Consider the following 18392-nt stretch of genomic DNA (forward strand, 5'->3'; position numbering starts at 1 on the left):
CCCTCGGAGCGCGTAGACCGGAGTCATGGACTACACACACCTCGGACGGACAGGGCTGTCGGTTTCACGAGCAGTGCTCGGCACGATGAACTTCGGCCCGGAGACCACTGAAGACGACTCGCACGCCATCATGGACCGGGCCCACGAGCTCGGCGTCAACTTCTTCGACACCGCCAACGGCTATGGCGGCTCGGTGGGCAAGGGTGCCACCGAGGAGATCATCGGCCGCTGGTTCGCGAAGGGCGGCGGCCGTCGCGAGAAGACGGTCCTGGCGACCAAGGTCTACGGCGACATGATCGACTGGCCGAACGGCGGCAAGCTCAGCGCGTTCAACATCCGCCAGTCGCTCGACGCCAGCCTGCAGCGCCTGCAGACGGACCACATCGACCTGTACCAGTTCCACCACGTCGATCGTGCGACCCCGTGGGACGAGATCTGGCAGGCGATCGACGTCGCCGTGCAGCAGGGCAAGGTCCTGTACGTCGGGTCGTCGAACTTCGCCGGCTGGCACATCGCCCAGGCGCAGGAGGCCGCGAAGCGCCGCCACACCTTCGGCCTGGTGAGCGAGCAGTCGATCTACAACCTCGTGGTGCGCGACATCGAGCGCGAGGTCCTGCCCGCCGCCCGCGAGTACGGCCTCGGCGTCATCCCGTGGTCGCCGCTGCAGGGCGGTCTGCTCGGTGGTGTCATCGAGAAGACCGAGAACGGCTCCCGCCGTCTGTCGGGTCGGAGCGCGGAGTACGTCGAGGGGCACCGCGACCAGCTCACGGCCTACGAGTCGTTCGCCGAGGAGCTCGGCCACACGCCCGGCGAGCTCGCCCTCGCGTGGCTCCTCCACCAGCCCGGTGTGACCGCGCCGATCACCGGTCCCCGCACGATGGAGCAGTGGGAGTCCGCGGTCCGCGCCGTCGACATCCGCCTGGACCAGCGTGCGCTGGACCGGCTCGACGAGATCTTCCCGGGGCACAAGACCTCACCGGAGGACTACGCCTGGTGAGCTGACGGAACGGGCCGGAACCACGGCCCGCGATCAGGGCCACGGACGGGAGGCACGGTGCGCGTCGGACGCGCACCGTGCCTCCCGTCCGCCGTTGCGACCACCGCACGTGGCGAGCCGTCAGGACGACGCACGCCCGTCAGAGTGCTGCGATCTCCGCGTCCGTCAGCCCGGCCCAGCGCAGGTACGCGGTGACGCTGCCCCACCGCGCCTCGACGTGCTGGATCACGGTGGTCATGGTCTCCGGCACGCACCGTTGCGCGACGGCGGTGGCCTCGGGGTCGGTACTGACCGCACGCTCTGCGGCGAACCGATCGGCCAGCCCGGCAGCGCTGGCGGCGTAGTCGTCGCCGACGGCCTCGATCGACGCACCCCAGAATCGGGCGAGCAGTCCGCTGACGACGCCGGTGCGGTCCTTGCCGGCGGAGCAGCAGACGAGCACGTCGCCGTCGGACCGGGCGATGGCGCGGAACGCGGCGGCGATCCCGGTGCGGTGGCGCTCGAGCCAGTCGATGTACTGCTCCTCGAGCTGCACGGCCTGGGCGCCGGACTCGACGGTCGACGGGTCGAACAGCGGGACGAGCCGGTAGCCGTCGGTTGTGCCGAGCGGGTGCGGGACGCGGGCGACCTCGTCGTCACGGCGCAGGTCGACCACGGCCGCGAGTCCGTGCGGGTAGGCGTCGGCAACGACGCGTTCGGTGTTGGCGCGGTACACGGTGCGGGGTCGGGCGTCCTGCAAGCCCGGTCCCCCGACCTCGCGCAGGTTGGTGAGGGTCGACGTCGTCGTCATGCCGTCAACCCTGCCAGACGACAGACGACAGACGACAGACGACAGACGCCGGACCGCACGACGACGGGCCCCGCGCTTGCTGTGTGCGCGGGGCCCGTCGTCGTGCGGGTGGTGCTGGTGGAGCTGGTGTCTGCTGGCTAGCGGACCGAGACCGGCGAGTCGTCGGTCTGCTCGTAGAGGACGTAGCCCTCTTCACCGTGGACCGCGGTGTCGATGCCGGCGACCTCGTCCTCGGTCTTGACGCGGAAGCCGATCGTCTTCTCGATGAGGAAGCCGATGACGAACGCCAGGACGAAGGAGTAGATGCCGACGGCCAGGGCCGCGGTGGCCTGCTTGCCGAGCTGCTCGAACGAACCGGAGTAGATCAGGCCGGTGTCGTTGGCGAAGAAGCCGAGGTACAGCGTGCCGACGATGCCGCCGACCAGGTGGACACCGACGACGTCGAGCGAGTCGTCGAAGCCGAGACGGTACTTCCAGTCGATGGCGAAGCAGCAGATGATGCCGGCGACGAAACCGAGCAGGATGCCCCAGCCCGGGGTCAGGTTGGCACACGCCGGGGTGATCGCGACGAGACCGGTGACGGCACCCGAGGCGGCGCCGACCGACGTGGCCTTGCCGTCCTTGAGCTTCTCGACGAGCAGCCAGCCGAGGATGGCAGCGGCCGGTGCGGCGAGGGTGTTGACCCAGGCGATCGCGGCGATGCCGTCAGCGGCGCCCTCGGAGCCGGCGTTGAAGCCGAACCAGCCGAACCACAGGATGGCGGCACCGAGCAGGACGAAGGGCGGGTTGTGCGGCTTGTGTGCACCCTTGGCGAAGCCGACGCGCTTGCCGAGGACGAGCGCCAGGGCGAGACCTGCTGCGCCGGCGTTGATGTGCACCGCGGTGCCACCGGCGAAGTCGATGACCCCCCACGTGGCAGCCCAACCCGAGGTCAGGTTGAAGACCCACGAGGCGACCGGGAAGTAGACGACCGTGACCCAGATGCCCGCGAAGACCATCCAGGCGCCGAACTTGGCGCGGTCGGCGATGGCGCCGGAGATGAGCGCGACCGTGATGATCGCGAACGTGGCCTGGAAGCCGACGAACGCCATCGACGGGTACGCCGCCTGGATGTTCGAGGACTGCGCCTCCTCGAAGGCCTGGCCGAGGCCGATCTGGTTCCAGTCGATGCTGAAGAACCCGACGACACCGGAGACCGCCGTGCCGTCACCGTGGTTGGCGAAGGCGATCGCGTAGCCGTAGAGCACCCACAGGACGCTCACGAGTGCGATCGCACCGAACGACATCATCATCATGCTGATGACGGACTTGGCCTTCACCAAACCGCCGTAGAAGAAGGCCAGGCCGGGTGTCATGAACAACACCAGCGCCGCCATGACCAACACGAACGTCGTGTTGCCCTGATCAAGCATCTGTTCACCTCTCGATTGCACGAGCGGCTCTTGGACCGCCTCGGGTGACACCGAGTCTGGCGAGGTGACGTTTCACGAGGGGGCACGATGTGTTTCGCGGATGTAACGCGACGGCGCGGTTTGTAAACGTCGTGTTTCGCACGGCCCGATGCCCCCTGGACAGGGGGTGCACCGACCGGTCAGCGGATACCCCGGGCGGTGGGGGTCAGTCCTGGGCGCGGCTCAGGGCCACGACACGGCTCGCTGCGCGCAGGTACTTCTTGCGGTAGCCGCCGTCGAGCATGGCGTCGGGGTACACCTGGTCGAGCGGCGTGCCCGAGGCCACGATCCGGACCTGGGCGTCGTACAGCCGGTCGACGAGCGCGACCCACCGGAGCGCGTCGGTCTGGTCCGTGAACGCCCGGACGTCGGTGAGCCCGACGGCGTCGAGGTCCTCGACGAGTGCAACGTACTTCGACGGGTGCACCGAGCCGAGGTGCGCGACCACGGCCGAGAAGTCGTCGAGCGTGACGGTGCCGGCGGGCAGTGCCGCGGCCACGTCGGACACCACACCCGCCGACTCGTCGACCGCGCGGCGGCGGTAGTCGAGCCCGTCGATCCGCATCGTGTCGAACCGGTCGGACATCGCCTGGATCTCCCGCAGGAAGTCCTGGGCCGCGAACCGTCCCTCGCCGAGCGCGCCCGGAGGTGTGTTCGAGGTGGCGGCGAAGCGGGTGCCGGTCTCGGTCAACTCCTTGATCAGGCGGGTCATGACCATGGTGTCGCCCGGGTCGTCGAGCTCGAACTCGTCGATGCAGACCAGCGCGGTCCCCCGCAGCAGGTCGACCGTGCCCTGGAACCCGAGCGCGCCGACCAGCGCCGTGTACTCGATGAACGTGCCGAACGTCTTCCGCCCGGAGGCCGCGTGGTATGCCGCCGCGAGCAGGTGGGTCTTGCCGACACCGAACCCGCCGTCCAGGTAGACGCCCGACTTCGCAGCGGGCTCGACCGGCTGCTTGCGGCGGCCGAACAGGCCGCGACGGGGCGCTTCGGTCGGCCCGGCCGCGACGAACGCGGCGACGGCGTCGCGCACGTCGGCCTGCGAGGCGTAGTCCGGGTCCAGGCGGTACGAGTCGAACGAGGCGTCCGCGAACTGGGGCGGTGGCACGAGTGCCGCGGCCATCTGCTGCGGGGTCACCTGGGGGTCACGGTCGACGAGGTGCGCTGGCGCGGTGTTCGTGGACAATCAGGAACCCTTCCGGGAAGCAAGTCGTGCGGTGTCACGTTGCGGCTGGGGCACGGTACGTCCGCGTACCGTTGCCCACAGGCACCGACGACCGATCCTAGTCCGGTGCCGGATGACCACCTGGAGGTAGCTCACCATGACCGCACCGGTCGACCCGTCCGAGAAGTTCACCGCCTACGCTCACCCGGAGCGTCTCGTCTCCACCGAGTGGCTGCAGGAACAACTGGACGCCCACACCCCCGACCTGGTCGTCGTCGAGTCCGACGAGGACGTCCTGCTCTACGAGACCGGACACATCCCCGGCGCGGTCAAGATCGACTGGCACACCGACCTCAACGACCCGGTTCAGCGCGACTACATCGACGGCGAGGCGTTCGCCGAACTGCTCGGCAGCAAGGGCATCGGCCGCGAGACCACCGTCGTGCTCTACGGCGACAAGAACAACTGGTGGGCCGCCTACGCCCTCTGGGTCTTCTCGCTGTTCGGCCACGAGGACGTCCGCCTGCTCGACGGCGGCCGTGCGAAGTGGATCGCCGAGGACCGCGCCCTCACCACCGAGGAGACCGTCGTCACGCCGGCCGAGTACCCGGTCGTCGACCGGATCGACACCGAGATCCGTGCCTACAAGGACGACGTGCTCGCCCACCTCGGCAAGCCCCTCATCGACGTGCGCAGCCCGGGCGAGTACGACGGTTCCCGAACCACCGCGCCCGACTACCCGGAAGAGGGTGCACTGCGCGGCGGCCACGTCCCCACCGCGGTGAACATCCCGTGGGCGACCGCCGCCGCACCGGACGGCACGTTCAAGCCGCGCGCGGAACTCGACGCCATCTACCGCGAGGGCGCCGGCATCGGCGATGCGGACGAGGTCATCGCGTACTGCCGCATCGGCGAGCGGTCGAGCCACACCTGGTTCGTCCTCCAGCACCTGCTCGGCTACGACAGCGTCCGCAACTACGACGGCTCGTGGACCGAGTGGGGCAGCGCCGTCCGCGTCCCGATCGTGCAGGGCGCGGAGCCGGGTACAGTTCCGAACCGATGAACGACAGCACCGAGGCCTCCCTCCCCGCCACCCTCGCCGAGATCCGCGACGACTTCCTCGCCCTGGGCCAGAAGGACCGCCTGCAGCTCCTCCTCGAGTTCTCGAACGAGCTGCCCGCACTGCCCGAACGGTTGCAGGGGCACGAGGACGAACTCGAACGGGTCGAGGAGTGCCAGTCCCCCGTGTTCATCACGGTGACCGTGGGCGAGGACGGCGACGCACCCGACGTCGTCCGCATGCACGCCACCGCCCCGCGCGAGGCGCCGACCACGCGCGGCTTCGCCTCCATCCTGGCGCAGGGCCTGAGCGGCTTGACGGCAGCGCAGGTGCTCGCCGTGCCGGCGGACTACCCGTTGACGATCGGGCTGTCCGAGGCGGTCAGCCCGCTGCGGATCCGCGGCATGGTGGGCATGCTCGGACGCGTGCAGCGTCAGGTGCAGGCTGCGGTGTCGTAGACGCGACCTTCTGACAGACGGGAGGCCCGTGGCGGCTCCGCCACGGGCCTCCCGTCCATCTCCCCCTCGGCACGCATGCCGTCCTCTGGAATTTCAGTCCGGACCCGTGCCAGGATGGTGCGGTCAGCTCCAGGGGGGAATGACGATGGCGAAGATCCACGGGAACGATCCGACCGGCTACTCGTACAGCGCGGCGGATGCGCTCAAGTCGGCTTCGACGGCGCTTGCGTCGTCGATCGGCGGCCAGTCCGGGTCGCGGTCGCCATCGGTGACGACTGCGCGTGCGGAGTTCCGGGGCTACTTCTCCGAGGTCTTCGCGGACAACGCCGACATCGCCTCGCGCAGCGCGACGAAGCTCGTCGAGTCGCTGCAGAGCCTGTCGGGCTTCGTGCAGCAGCTCCGCGACGCCGCGAAGCACGAGGACGACCGGCGGAAGCAGGCGAAGGAGTGGACCGCCCGCAAGCGTGAACGCGAGGAGAACCTCCTCGTCGCCGCAGGACACGAGATCTCGACGTGGTTCGGCGGGGGCGACGACCCGAAGCCGCCGGAGCCCGAGCCGGAGCCACGACTGCAGGCGGACGAGGTCAGCGTCACGGGGCGGGAGTTCCCGGCGGGCGGCGGGACCAGCGGTGGGACGTCGTCCGCCGTCCCCGCGGACCTCCGCTCCTTCGAGGCGACCACCCGGACGCTCGACGCCGATCTGTCCGGCGCCGTCTTGACGTTCCGGAACGCCCTGAGCGACTACGAGGCCGAGTGCAACCCGTGCTGGGGCACCCTGAACGCCCAGTCGCTGCTGACCGCGGTGAACGACTGGCTCACGGCGAACGGGAAGGACGCCGACTGGGCGGGCACCGTCGCAGCGCAGTTCGAGGCCGCCGGTGGTGGTGCCGGGCCCGCGACGCTGTCAGACGCGGCGATCGCGGCAGCCCTGTCCTCGGCGGGGATCGACGCCGGACGTGATGACTTCACCATCGGGCCGTTCTCGGCCATGGGAACACCCCCGACGAACGGGTTCGCCGACGACCCGGTCAACACCGCTACCGGCAACTTCCTCGAGCCCGAGACCGACCTGTCCTTCGCGGGGCAGGCCGCGTCGCTCCGGCTCACCCGCATGTACAACTCACTCGACGGCCGCGTCGGGGTGTTCGGACTCGGGTGGTCCTCGATCCTCGACGTCCGGCTCGAGGTCAGCGACGAGGCCGCCTCGGTCGTGCTGGACGACGGTCGGCAGATCGACTTCCCACGGCAGGGGGACGGGTGGAGCCGCGGCATCGGCGAGGACCTGTGGCTCCGGGCCGAACAGGACTCACTCGTCGTGCGGGACAACGCCGGCGGTCGGTGGGCGTTCACGCCGTCCGGACTGTGGCTGAGCAGCGATCGTGGTGCGGGCACCGCCGTGACCGTGCGCCGCGACGAGCAGGACCGGATCACCCGGCTCGCGCACGTGTTCGGGCGGTTCGTCGACATCGAGTACCGCGGCGACCGGGTGGCATCCGTGACGGCGTCGGACGGTCGCCGCGTCGAGTACCACTACGACGACGACGCCCGCCGGCTGGTCCGGGCGACCGACGCTGTCGGCAGTCGTCGGTACCGCTGGAACGCGGACGGGCTGATCGACCGAGTGACCGCGGCGACCGGGGTCGTCGAGTGCGAGAACACCTACGACGACCGCGGCCGGGTCATCGAGCAGCGCACACCGTTCGGTCGACGGGTCCGGTTCACGTACCTGCCGGGTCGGGTCACCTCGGTCTCCGACGTCGACGGGGACCACGCGAACACCTGGATTGCCGACCGGAAGGGCCGCGTCGTCGGGATCATCGACACCGACGGGCAGCGCCAGTCGATGTCGTACGACCCGCACGGCAACCTCGTCTCGGTGACCGAGCGCGATGGTCAGGTGACCGTCCACGGGTACGACGACCGCGGGCGTCGGGTCCGGACCGTGACGCCGGAGGGCGCCGACATCACCTTCGGGTACGACGAGCAGGACCGCATGACCACGGTGGTCACCGCGAACGGCGGGGTCGCCGAGTACGAGTACACGGGCGACGACCGGAACCCGTCGGCCGTCGTCGATCCCGTCGGCGGACGCACGCTGCTCGACTGGCAGGACGGGGTGCTCGTCCGCACCACCGATCCGACGGGCGTCGTCGTCACGTTCCACCACGACGCGTCCGGTGAGCTCGTCGGCGCCGAGAACGCCGTCGGCGACACCGCGCGGTTGGTCCGCGACGCCGGAGGCCGGATCGTCGAGGCCGTCACACCGCTCGGCCACCGGACCCGGTACCGCTACGACGCCGCCGGGCTGCTCACCGCGCGCGAGGATCCGGACGGCGGACTGTGGCGGTTCGAGCACTGCGACGGCGGTCGGGTAACGGCGACGATCGACCCGACCGGTGCCCGCACGGAAGTCACCCACGGTCCACACGGCGAGGTCGTGTCCACCACGGACCCCCTCGGTCGCGTCGTCACGAAGGACTTCGACGCGTTCGGCAACGTGTCGACGATGACCCTGCCCGGCGGTGCCGAGTGGGCGTTCGTCCACGACGCGCTCTCGCGGCTCGAAGCCGTGGTCGACCCGGCCGGCGGCACCTGGAGACGCGAGTACAACGCGGTCGGAGCCCTCGGCGCCACCGTCGACCCGACCGGTGTCCGCACCGAGGTGGGGCAATCGCGCACGGACGGCGTCTCCACGGTCCGCGACGCCTTCGACGCCGTGTCCGTCACGACCGACGAGTTCGGGCGTCCGACCCGGCTCGAGCACGCGGATTCCTCTGCTGAGCTGACGACGTACGACGCTTGCGGCCGCCCGGTCGAGCTCGTCGACCCGGACGGTGGGCTCACCCGCATCCAACGTGACCTCGCCGGACGCGTCGTCGCCGTCACCACCCCGGCGGGCCGCACCACCCGGTACGAGTACGACGCGTGCGGCCGACCGGTCTCCGCGATCGATCCCGCCGGCGCACGCACCACGCTGACCTACGACGCGGATTCGCGGGTCGTCGCGCGCACCCTGCCGACCGGCGAGGTCGCTCGGACCGAGTACGACCGCCAGGGCCGGGTCGTCCACGCCGACGTCCCCGGGGTCGGCACCGTCCGGTACCGGTACGACCGAGTCGGTCGCGTGGTCTCGGCGCGGGACACCCGCTTCGGCCAGCGGACCTTCCGGTACGACGCCGCAGGACAGCTCGTCGCCGCGGTGAACGGTCTCGGGGGTACGACCCGCTACGAGTACGACCAGCGTGGACGACTCGTCCGCTCCGTCGATCCGCTGGGTGGCGTGACCGTCCGGACGTACACGCAGCTCGACAAGGTGGCCTCGTCCACGGATCAGCTCGGGCGCACGACGACGGCGACCTACGACGCCGCCGGACGACAGCTCACCCAGACCGATCCGGACGGCACCGTGCTGCGGTGGGAGTACGACGCAGCCGGTCGGGAATCCGCGCAGTACGCCGACGACCGTCTGATCGGCCGCATCGACCGCGATGCCCGCGCCCGCACGGTGACGATCACCGACGAGACCCGTGCGGACTCCCCTGCCTCCCACGTCCTCGAGTTCAGCCGACTGGGCCAGCTCGTCCGACGTGCCACCGGCACGCGCGAGACCCGGTGGACCCACGATGCCGACGGACTCCGCACCTCGGTGCAGTCCCCTGACGGGTCCACGACCCGGTACGAGCACGACGCCACCGGACGGGTCGTCCGCGTCGACCACTCGGCCTTCGGCGAAGTTCGGTACGAGCACGACGCGGCAGGGCGGCTCCTGGAGGCCCGCGCCGGCGACCAGCTGCAGACCTGGGAGTACGCGAACGGACACGTCGTCCGACACACGCGCATCGACTCGGACGGCACGCACCTCAGCACCATCGGGCGCGACGCCGACGGGCGCATCACCCGGGTCGATGGACCCGGCGGGAGCACCACCTACGAGCACGACGATGCCGCGCAGCTGGTGGCGTCCGTCCAGGACGGCAGTCGCACGGGCTGGGTCTACGACGCAGCGGGTCGCCTGGTCGAGGAACGAACGGACTCCGGGGCCCGACGGTTCTCGTACGACGCCGCCGGACAGCTGACCAGGGTCGACGCTCCGGACGGGGTGCCCGAGGCGGAGTACGCCTACGACGGCGCTGGTCGTCGGGTGGAGGCGCTCCGAGCCGACGGGGTGACGACCACGTACGGCTGGACCCCGCAGGGTCACCTCACCGCGGTGGCGGAGGCCACCGCGGCAGGCACCACCACGACCGACCTGCACGTCGACGCCCTCGGTGAACTCGCCGATGTCGACGGCATCCCGATCGCTTGGGACACCGCCGCGTTCGCGCCGACGCTCCTCGCTGTCGGCGACACCCCGGTCGTCCGCGCTCCCGGTGGTCTCACCGGGGTGGGCGACGGGTGGGCAACCAGCGGTCGGCGCACGACGAGAGCAGCCGACGACGCCGACCCGTGGCAGACGCTCATCGACCTCGGCGGTTCCGGCCTGCCCGGCGAGATCGCGCTCGGCGCCGACGGTTCGCTGCAGGTCGCCGGCTTGGAGTGGATGGGTGCCCGCGCGTACGACTCGTCGTCGCGCGGCTTCCTGTCCATCGACCCGGTCAGCGCGCCCGCCGGAGCAGCCTGGGCAGGCAACCCCTACTCGTTCGCCGGCAACGATCCGCTGCACGCCATCGACCCGCTCGGTCTCGCGCCCGTTACCGACGCGGAACTGGAGGCCTACGCGGCGGCCGAACAGGGTCCGCTCGCCCGGGCCGCTGCGGCCACCGGTGACTGGTTCGCGGACAACTGGGAGTACGTCGCCGGCGGCGCGATGGTCGTCGCGGGCGGTGTGCTTCTCGCCACCGGCGTCGGCGGTCCGGTCGGCATGATGCTCATCAGCGCCGGTGCCGACACCATCATCCAGAAGGCCACGACCGGCGAGGTGAACTGGGGCCAGGTCGCCGTCAGCGGGGCATTCGGTGCGGTCGGCGGTGGTGCCGGTGCCCTGATCGGGAAGCACCTGCTGGGCAACGCCGCAGAGGGCGCGGTCGAGAACGTCGCGAACTACGCCGTGAGCGGCCAGCCGGTGACCCCCGGTGGCCTGCTCCGGAACGCTGCCGAGGGTGCCGCGACGTCGGCGGCCACCGGCGGCACGATGTCGAAAGTGCACCTGCCGACCGCGGTGAACAGGCTTTCCGACGTCGCTCCTTTACCTCCGACAGGACTCGGTGAGCGCGCCCAGCGAATTGCAGACAAGGTTCTCGAAGATCCGAACAAGATGGGGCACATCTTCGACAAGAAGGAACACGGACTTGATCCGCTCGTCGACTCGATGGGAGGGAAGCGTCCGGTCATCGAGGCCGTTGCCCATCACCTCGACAAAAAAGATCTACCCCCCGGCAAATTTGTTGAAGATGTACCAATAAGCGACGCTACTGTTCGCGTACGTGGATCCAATGTAGAGGACACCCCTCGTGTCGGTACAATGTTCATCCCAAGGGACACACCTTGAAGATTGGGGCAACATGAAGACAGAAGACGAATCACGTCTGCACGATCTCGTCCGCACTTGCTTGGATCACCTACTCCTACCTGAATCAGGACCATTGCAGGACCAAGCGCAAGCAATTCGAGGATTCCGAGCGACTGGTCCACGGATCTGGCAGATAGACCTTGACGACTCACCCGCCGTCAGCTTGCCGGACCAGCCCCTTCCGATCGAAGCCTCTTATGCAGATGAATCTTCTGAAGTTGTAGGCGAAGTTCTTATCTGGACGAAGAACGGGAGGATTGACAGTCTAGAGCTTCCGTGGTTCACGGATTTGATGCCAAGAAACATTCCCAGCGCTCAACAACTGCTATTTGACGAATGATTTCCAGCGTCTTCAAGCGGAGGACAAGGCGAGGTTGAATCGGATCCGATGCTGCGACTTTTTACCCGTGAATCTGAACAGGGCGATAGCGGGTGGTTCGACCTCGCCGACGTCGTGTCCTCCCTTCATCTGCCGCAGCTTTCATGGACGGCCGAGGACATATTCGTGAACGTGTCGAGAGATCCCGGACTGGACGTTGCCGAACTGGAGCAGCTCTCGAGCGCGCCCCACTTGCCCAATCCGGTGCTCGACAATGCCTCGTTCATGCGACTCACCGAAACCACGCAGCAGTTCATCGATGGCGAGTTCGTCGGATTCAACCCATCCGAAGTCGGTGATATCGACAGAGCAGTCATCCGCCTCGACATGAGTGACGGCTCGTTGTGGACGATCATCATCGACACAGATCGGGTCGAGATTCGGGACGGATTTGCCCGGGCATTCGGGCCGGGAACGCGAGTGCCGGCGATGACCACCCGCACCACCGGGCCTTCGACCGAAATGCCACCGTGAACACCGCACGGTCGCGAGCCTTGAGCAGAAACAGAGCAACCGGCCCACGAGAACGAAACGTGCTCTCTTGAGTCCACCGGTCCACGCGGGGATGGCTCCCCATCCGTGAACAGCATCACCCGTCAGGGTCGAGTTGCCCATCGGAGTTGGGGCGAAGCTCCCCCGCGATCGCACTTGTGACGTGTGCAACCAAAGCCTGAAAGGACCACGTTGAGTTCACAGCAACAGATCTACCCAGTTGCGGTCGGTGACGTCTTCACCGTGCCGCTCGATGACAGCAAGGTGGTGCTCGGACAGGTGATCGGCAAGTACACGAAGGCGCTCTACGTCATCATCTTCGACCTCGTCGCGCCCGTCAGGTCAGTGCAGACCCTCCACTTCAGCGACGTGACGGCAGCGACTCCCCTTCTCGCGCGGATGACGTTGGATGCGCGATTCCGACCGGGCATGTGGCAGATCGTGGGCAACAGCATTCCCGATCATCGCCGGTTCCTGCCCGCGTTCAGCCACGGATCGGAGGACTACGACGGTGTGCACGTCACGAACTTCGACGGGTCGAGGATGCGGAGGGCGACGGCTGACGATGCCCGCCGTGTTCCGCATCTGACCGTCGACTCCCCGATGGTCGTGGAGAAAGCGGTTCGTGCCCACCACGGCTTGGAACCGTGGCGGCCGGTGTACGACGACCTCCGGTACCGCCCCACTCCGACGTCATGGGAACTCTTCGGAGAATCTCGATCTGCTCGAGCAGACTCAGCGAGGGCAGCTCCTGAACAGCAATCCGTACAAGGGAACGATCATGGTCGCTGACACCGCTGACCCCACCGGGGGCGCGATGACCGTCGAGCGCGCGGGCACGCTCGACCTCATAGGCGTCGACTTCCGGCTTGAGCTGGGGTTCGGCAACGGCTACCGCGTCCAGCTCGAATCCGAGTGCACCGTCACCGACCGGTCCGGAAGCACCGCGGTCGTCGATCCCGAAAGCAAGGACGCACTGGCCCCGATCCTGCGGCTGTTCGGTGTCGAGCTCGTTCGGAGTTCGACCGAGAACGGCGTACTGACGCTGATCTTCGACGGCGGGGACACCCTCGTCGCCGGTCCCGATGCCGAGTTCGAGTCCTGGCAGGTCTCCGGGCCGAAGGTTCGCCCGGCCCGCACCGAGCCTCCGACCGGAAGCACGAGCACGGGCACGGAAGGAGATCGAGGATGAGCGGCGTTCCGCGCCAGCCCTTCGCGCTGGACATCGCCGGCGACACCGTCGACCTCATCACCATCGGACCAGACGTGACGATCCGCTTCTCGAGCGGTGCTTCGCTCCGGTTCGAGACCGACTTCGCGCTGACAGGCTCTGACGGGGAGCACGCGTTCCTCGATCCCGGCGACAAACCGTCCCTGCTCGACCTCCTTGCCCTGCACAACAAGGTCGTCTCGGACGGTGCAGTCACGGGCGCGCGGATCGCCATCCGGTTCGCCTCGGGTGAGTTGCTCGAGGGCTGGTCGAACCGCCGAGGTCCGTCCTGGCACTACAGCGAACCGGGGCGCGCACGGGTCGACATCGACGTCCTGCCCGACGGCGAGGTCCGGTACCGACAGGGCCCGTCGTCCGCGGAGATCCGACGGTGACGGACGCGCCCCCGGCCATCTCGATCCACCATCTCCGAGCGGTCACCGATGAATCGACCGTGGAGCTCCCGGACCGTGTCGTCGAGGTCCTCGCCACTGTCGGGCCGGACACGGATGTGCTCGTCTCCGACGTGTCCGCACGCTCGTTCGCAGCGGTCATCCGGCGGACCTACTCGAAGCAGGAGCCGAACCTCGCGCCGTTCATCGACCCACTCGAAGCCCTCGGCGACGAGCTCGTCCTGATCTGTCAGGTAGAGCACGCCGACGAACTCGTGACGGTCGTGTTGCGCGCGACGGACCGAACGCTCGTGGCGGCCACGGCGATCGACCGATCCATCGGACTCGTCCACATCACCGTCCAGGAGCTGTGCTCGCGCCTGCGCACATCAGACGCCCCGGGGGCCGAACTGGCGCTCGAGGTGGCATCGCAGTGCGCGGCCGAGGAACGGCTCCGTGTCTTCGATCAGGGCGCGCTGGCGACGGCACGGACCTTCCTGACGAAGTACACGATGGCCGCCGAGAAGGGCTTCGACGTCCGCGGACTCGACGAGTTCGCCCGTGCGCTCGTGCCGCTCGGCGACGAACAGCCGCGGTTCTGCATCGTGCAGGCTGACACATGGGTCGGATTCACGGCGTTCACGCCCGGCAGGACCGACGTCCTCGCTGCCATGAGCGTGGGCGGCCTCTCGCCCCAGACCGAGACGACCGAGGAGAACGGATGACCACGACAGTGCCGGGCGACCTGGGGATGGCCACCTACCGGATCGCCGCTGCTCGCATCGTGCTGCCCGACCTGGTGCAGTTCTTCTCAGAGCTCGAAACATCAGAGCTCGATTCACCAGAGCTCGTCTGGGTCCTCACGACCCTGTACGCCGTCACGTCCCCTGACAAGCCGGTCCAAGCGCTCCCACTCGAACGCCGCGTCGACGCGGCGGCGGAACCCGGGCTCATCCTGAGCCATGCCGAGGCGATGGAGATCGCTGACAGCATGCGGCAGCTCATCGACGGCGAGTTCCTCGGCTACCTCCCCGGCTCGGACCTGACCGACGAGTCGAACCTGGTCGTCCGGATCGACGCGTTCGACAGTGGCGAATGGACCGTGACGGTCCGACCGCCGCTCACGACGATGAGCGATGCCTTCGACCGGACGCACGGCCCAGCGCAGCTCGGCCGACCGGCGACTCGTCTCGAGGAGTTCGGGCCGCGACAGCAGACGACGAACGGAACGAATGCCGGACCACCCGCTTCGTGAGCAGGAATGGTCGGGTGTCGGACGGTGGCTCGACCATTTCTGCTCACGATGCGACCGAACGGACGCAAGGACGGACGGGAGGCGCGGTGCCAGCTGGAACCGCGCCTCCCGTCCGCCCTTCGGTCGCGTCTACCGCGCGCTGGTCGCCCCGCGCCGCTGGACCACCTCGGTGAGCCACGCGAGGATGCGGGCGTCGAACCAGTCGGCGTCGTGGTTCCAGAGCTTGGTGTGCCGGGCCGTGGTCTGGATCTCGAGCCGCACCAGATCGGGCCGTGCGCGGGCCAGGTCGTGCGAGGCCGAGGACGGCACGAACCCGTCGTCGTCGCTGTGCAGCAGCAGGATCGGCACCGTGAGCTCGTCGGAGCGCGTGACCATGTCGAGCTCGCGCAGGTCCACAGGAGCCTGGAGCCCGGCGAGCCGGTGCAGCACCGGCGTGCGGAGCAGGCGTTGCGCGACCTTGCGGACCGGACGCGGCAGACGCAGGAGCTGGCTCTGCGACTTCAGCACCGCGTGCCAGTCGACCACCGGAGACTCCAGCACCACCCCGTCGACCAGGCCGGCGAAGCGCGAGCGGAGCAGGGTCTGCAACACGACGGCGCCACCCATCGACCAGCCCATGAGCACGACGCTCTGGGCGTCCTGCGCGGTGAGCCAGCGGAGGACGGAGTCGACGTCCTCCCACTCGGTGCTGCCGAGGCCGTAGCGGCCGTCGACGCTCGGCGGGGCGACGCCGTCGTTCCGCCACGACGCGAGCACGACCGAGTAGCCGGCGGCGCGGAACACCGGGACGGCGCGGATCGTCTCGGCACGCGTGACGCCACGGCCGTGCACCAGGACCGCCCAGGGCGCTGCCGGGTCGTCGGCGCGGACGACCCACGCGGGAGCCGGGCCGTTCGGGGTGGGGATGTCGACGTCCTCGACGGGCACGTCGAGTTCGCCGGGGGTCAGGTAGAACCAGCCGCCCCAGCGACCGCGGCGTGCAGCGGTCGGGTCGCCGGCGTCGATCGCGATGATGCGGCGTGTGACGGTGGTGTCGGTGGCGCCGAGGACCTCACCGACGCGCATGTGCCCGGTGCCGGCGCCGAACCAGAGGGAGTAGCGGCCCTGCAGCTCGGTGTCGGCGGTCCGCTCGATGGTCACGGTCATCCGGACCGGGTCGACGGCGTGGATCGGGACGCGTTCGGTGCGCTTGCGGTCCGGGGTGACGACGGCACGGGCGACGGCGGCGACGAAGCCGCCGATGACGGCCGTTCCCACGGCGGCGGCGGCCAGACCGGCGCCGAGCGCGATGAAGCCGGCCGATCGTGCGGTCTCCTGGACGACGTCCTCGGCGGGTCGCGCGGATCGGGACATGGCCCGGAGCCTAGTCTGCATGTGTGTCCGAAACCCGAGAGCCCGACGCCTTCGCGCGGCTCCGCGCGTTCGTGTCCTCCGGCAGCAGCCGTTCCGAGACCACCGTCACCGAGATCCCCTCGCCCACGCGGATCGCACCGTTCTCGATCGCCCTGGCGGCGGACGTGTCCGGCACCGCGCACGGCGTCGAGTCGGACCTCGGCACCGGGCGCTTCATCGCCCTGTACGACCCCGAAGAACCCGAGGGCTGGGGCGGCGCGTTCCGGGTGGTCTCGTTCGCGCAAGCACCACTCGAACCCGAGATCGGTGTCGACGAGTTCGTCGCCGACGTCACGTGGAGCTGGCTCGTCGACGCGCTCGAGACGCACGGCGCCGAGTACGACCACGCCTCGGGCACGGCCACCAAGATCATCTCGCGCGGGTACGGCGACCTCGCCGCACAGGGCGACGGCGCCCAGCTGGAACTCCGCGCATCGTGGACGCCGCGCGGTGACGACCTCACCGCGCACGTCCGGGCATGGCAGGACATCGTCGCCATGCTCGCCGGTCTGCCTCCTGCCTCGGACGGCGTGACCCTGTTGGCCCCGAGGAGGCTCGCCAAGTGACCGACCCCGTCAGTTCGACCCCCGGTGCACCGGACCCCGCGTTCGAGGACTCGCACGAGGCCGTCAAGGTCATCGAGTCGCGCGACGACTACCTGGCCGCCGTCGCGGCGATCGCTGCGGGTCACGGCCCCGTCGCCGTCGACGCCGAGCGCGCCAGCGGCTACCGCTACTCGCAGCGCGCCTACCTGATCCAGGTGTTCCGCCGCGGTGCCGGCGCGTTCCTGTTCGACCCGATCCCGATCGGCGACTTCTCCGAGCTGCAGGCGGCCATCGTCGACGAGGAGTGGCTCTTCCACGCCGCGTCGCAGGACCTGCCGTGCCTGCAGGAGGTCGGCCTCGTCCCGACCCGCATCTTCGACACCGAACTCGGCGCACGCATCGCCGGGTTCCCCCGGGTCGGGCTCGGTGCCGTCGTCGAGCAGCTGCTCGGGATCACGCTCGCCAAGGCGCACTCGGCGGCCGACTGGTCGACCCGACCGCTGCCGCAGTCGTGGCTGGTGTACGCATCGCTCGACGTTGAACTCCTGCCGGACCTGCGCGACGCCCTCGCCGCGAAGCTCGACGAGGCCGGCAAGTCCCGCATCGCGGAGGAGGAGTTCGACGCGGTGCTGCACCGCGCCCCGAAGCCCGTCCGCGCCGAGCCGTGGCGCCGGCTGTCCGGCATGCACGCCCTCCGTGGTGCCCGCGCGCTCGCGATCGCCCGGTCGCTCTGGCTCGCCCGCGACGAGTACGCCCGCGCGGCCGACATCGCTCCCGGGCGCACCATCCCCGACGCCGCGATCGTCGCAGCGGCGGCGGCCGCACCCGCGTCGCGCGCCGAGCTCGGCGGGCTGAAGGCGTTCACCGGCCGGGCCAGCCGGTCCGAGCTCGACCGCTGGTGGGCCGCGGTGGACGAGGGCCGGACGACCGAGGACCTGCCGAAGCTCCGCGGTTCCGGCGAGGCCACGCTCCCGCCGCCCCGCGCCTGGGCCGACCGCAATCCCGCCGCCGACCGACGGTACAAGGCCGCCCGTGCTGCAGTGACGAAGCGGTCCGAGGAGCTCGACATCCCGCTCGAGAACCTGCTCACCCCGGAGACCCTCCGGGTGGTGTCGTGGGCACCGCCGTCGCCACCGTCGACCGAGCTGGTCGGGGCTGCCCTCGCCTCGCACGAGGCCCGTCCGTGGCAGGTGGAGGAACTGGCCTCGGTCATCGCCTCGGCCTTTGTCGCTGCTGCACAGCAGCCCGCGGCGACGGATGACGTCGAGTCGTAGGAACCGCCCAACCGGCATGCGGC

Annotated in this window: 17 protein-coding genes; 13 read left to right on the top strand and 4 right to left on the bottom strand. The window is 69.4% G+C overall.

The window, feature by feature from the left end; genetic code table 11:
- Positions 1 to 25 precede the first annotated feature (25 nt).
- Positions 26 to 997 (top strand): aldo/keto reductase, encoded by a 972-nt coding sequence (locus EDF31_RS16265; protein WP_123338347.1) that lies wholly within the window; start codon positions 26 to 28, stop codon positions 995 to 997.
- Between the two features lie 139 nt (positions 998 to 1136).
- Here the strand turns inward: EDF31_RS16265 and EDF31_RS16270 are convergent, their stop codons facing one another.
- The 3 genes from EDF31_RS16270 to zapE all read right to left on the bottom strand — a co-directional run bounded on the left by EDF31_RS16270 (position 1137) and on the right by zapE (position 4424).
- Positions 1137 to 1787, bottom strand: a complete 651-nt coding sequence (locus EDF31_RS16270; RefSeq protein WP_131846880.1) for a tyrosine-protein phosphatase — start codon at positions 1785 to 1787, stop codon at positions 1137 to 1139.
- A 137-nt stretch (positions 1788 to 1924) separates the two neighbouring features.
- On the bottom strand, positions 1925 to 3199 hold the full coding sequence (locus EDF31_RS16275) for an ammonium transporter (RefSeq protein ID WP_111086361.1): 1275 nt from the start codon (positions 3197 to 3199) through the stop codon (positions 1925 to 1927).
- Between the two features lie 205 nt (positions 3200 to 3404).
- The gene (gene zapE, locus EDF31_RS16280; RefSeq protein ID WP_131846881.1) at positions 3405 to 4424 is read right to left on the bottom strand and encodes a cell division protein ZapE; all 1020 of its coding nucleotides are present in this window, start codon (positions 4422 to 4424) and stop codon (positions 3405 to 3407) included.
- A gap of 136 nt (positions 4425 to 4560) precedes the next feature.
- Here zapE and EDF31_RS16285 point away from each other — a divergent pair, with 136 nt between their 5' ends.
- The 10 genes from EDF31_RS16285 (at position 4561) to EDF31_RS16330 (ending at position 15158) form a co-directional block, all read left to right on the top strand.
- Positions 4561 to 5466 (top strand): sulfurtransferase, encoded by a 906-nt coding sequence (locus EDF31_RS16285; protein ID WP_131846882.1) that lies wholly within the window; start codon positions 4561 to 4563, stop codon positions 5464 to 5466.
- The gene (locus tag EDF31_RS16290) at positions 5463 to 5921 is read left to right on the top strand and encodes a SufE family protein (RefSeq protein ID WP_131846883.1); all 459 of its coding nucleotides are present in this window, start codon (positions 5463 to 5465) and stop codon (positions 5919 to 5921) included. Before EDF31_RS16285 ends, EDF31_RS16290 begins: the two co-directional genes overlap by 4 nt.
- Before the next feature lie 145 nt (positions 5922 to 6066).
- The gene (locus EDF31_RS16295; protein WP_131846884.1) at positions 6067 to 11409 is read left to right on the top strand and encodes a DUF6531 domain-containing protein; all 5343 of its coding nucleotides are present in this window, start codon (positions 6067 to 6069) and stop codon (positions 11407 to 11409) included.
- A 13-nt stretch (positions 11410 to 11422) separates the two neighbouring features.
- Positions 11423 to 11770 carry a hypothetical protein gene (locus EDF31_RS16300; RefSeq protein WP_131846885.1) on the top strand — a complete coding sequence of 116 codons (348 nt, stop codon included), beginning with the start codon at positions 11423 to 11425 and terminating at the stop codon, positions 11768 to 11770.
- 48 nt (positions 11771 to 11818) lie between these two features.
- Positions 11819 to 12283, top strand: a complete 465-nt coding sequence (locus EDF31_RS16305) for a hypothetical protein (protein ID WP_131846886.1) — start codon at positions 11819 to 11821, stop codon at positions 12281 to 12283.
- Between the two features lie 210 nt (positions 12284 to 12493).
- Entirely contained in the window at positions 12494 to 13093 is a 600-nt protein-coding gene (locus EDF31_RS16310) for an Imm26 family immunity protein (RefSeq protein WP_165901458.1), read from the top strand.
- A gap of 25 nt (positions 13094 to 13118) precedes the next feature.
- The gene (locus EDF31_RS16315) at positions 13119 to 13493 is read left to right on the top strand and encodes a DUF6188 family protein (protein ID WP_131846888.1); all 375 of its coding nucleotides are present in this window, start codon (positions 13119 to 13121) and stop codon (positions 13491 to 13493) included.
- On the top strand, positions 13490 to 13906 hold the full coding sequence (locus EDF31_RS16320) for a DUF6188 family protein (protein WP_131846889.1): 417 nt from the start codon (positions 13490 to 13492) through the stop codon (positions 13904 to 13906). The genes EDF31_RS16315 and EDF31_RS16320 overlap by 4 nt, the downstream gene beginning before the upstream one ends.
- Positions 13903 to 14628 (top strand): hypothetical protein, encoded by a 726-nt coding sequence (locus tag EDF31_RS16325; RefSeq protein ID WP_131846890.1) that lies wholly within the window; start codon positions 13903 to 13905, stop codon positions 14626 to 14628. Before EDF31_RS16320 ends, EDF31_RS16325 begins: the two co-directional genes overlap by 4 nt.
- Positions 14625 to 15158 (top strand): hypothetical protein, encoded by a 534-nt coding sequence (locus EDF31_RS16330; RefSeq protein WP_131846891.1) that lies wholly within the window; start codon positions 14625 to 14627, stop codon positions 15156 to 15158. The genes EDF31_RS16325 and EDF31_RS16330 overlap by 4 nt, the downstream gene beginning before the upstream one ends.
- Positions 15159 to 15287: 129 nt before the next feature.
- Here the strand turns inward: EDF31_RS16330 and EDF31_RS16335 are convergent, their stop codons facing one another.
- Positions 15288 to 16511 (bottom strand): alpha/beta fold hydrolase, encoded by a 1224-nt coding sequence (locus tag EDF31_RS16335; RefSeq protein ID WP_131846892.1) that lies wholly within the window; start codon positions 16509 to 16511, stop codon positions 15288 to 15290.
- Positions 16512 to 16534: 23 nt separating this feature from the next.
- Between EDF31_RS16335 and EDF31_RS16340 the strand changes: the two genes are divergently transcribed.
- Together EDF31_RS16340 and EDF31_RS16345 are read left to right on the top strand one after the other, a co-directional pair.
- Positions 16535 to 17116, top strand: coding sequence for a DUF3000 domain-containing protein (locus EDF31_RS16340; protein WP_123312757.1), 582 nt, complete (start codon positions 16535 to 16537; stop codon positions 17114 to 17116).
- Between the two features lie 71 nt (positions 17117 to 17187).
- Positions 17188 to 18369, top strand: a complete 1182-nt coding sequence (locus tag EDF31_RS16345) for an HRDC domain-containing protein (RefSeq protein ID WP_131846915.1) — start codon at positions 17188 to 17190, stop codon at positions 18367 to 18369.
- The last annotated feature ends 23 nt before the right edge of the window (positions 18370 to 18392 follow it).

Origin of the sequence: Curtobacterium sp. PhB142 (assembly GCF_004341255.1) — a bacterium.
GTDB lineage: Bacteria > Actinomycetota > Actinomycetes > Actinomycetales > Microbacteriaceae > Curtobacterium.